General features: G+C 40.6%; 1 protein-coding gene. It reads right to left on the bottom strand.

Annotation, left to right across the window (positions count from 1 at the left end; genetic code table 11):
* Positions 1-133: 133 nt before the first annotated feature.
* A partial coding sequence (locus tag AC27IT_RS28060) for a methyl-accepting chemotaxis protein (protein WP_487092302.1) occupies positions 134-547 on the bottom strand: 414 nt, incomplete at its 5' end.

Genomic DNA, 547 nt, shown 5'->3' with positions numbered 1-547 from the left:
ATGCATATCATCGTTAATTGAAGCTGGCTCAAAGGTCATTTTTGTTTGCTCCATCAGATACTTTCACCTCTTTCGTGTGTGTATGTTCTACTTTTTCCAATATAAAAGAGGTCTATGACGATTTGACGAAAGTTTACAAATTAAATTTGCTAATGAGTGCTGTTAATTGTTCTGCCATTTGAGACAGAGATTGTGCGGAAACAGCAATTTCCTCCATTGAAGCCAGCTGCTCTTCAGTTGATGCAGCCACTTCTTCAGATGTAGCTGCATTTCCTTTAGCAAGGATTGCCATTTCACCCGCTGTACGAGCCACTTCTTCAACCGCTGCTGAAATTTGCTGAGCAGTCGCAGCCACTTCTTCTACTTGCGGAGTCGTTTCATTCATGCTGCTTAGAATTTGTTCGAATTTTTGAATAGCCGTTTGTGATATTGTTCGTCCTTCTTCAACTTTGTTTGTGACTTGCTCCATTGTATGTACAGATTCCTGAGTGTCTTGTTGAATAGCTTGAATAAGCTCAGAAATTTGAGACGCGGACACTTGTGATTG

This window comes from Brevibacillus sp. YAE8 (genome assembly GCF_057543335.1).
The sequence above is the reverse complement of the archived record's forward strand: the minus strand, read 5'-3'. Positions and strand labels throughout refer to the sequence as shown.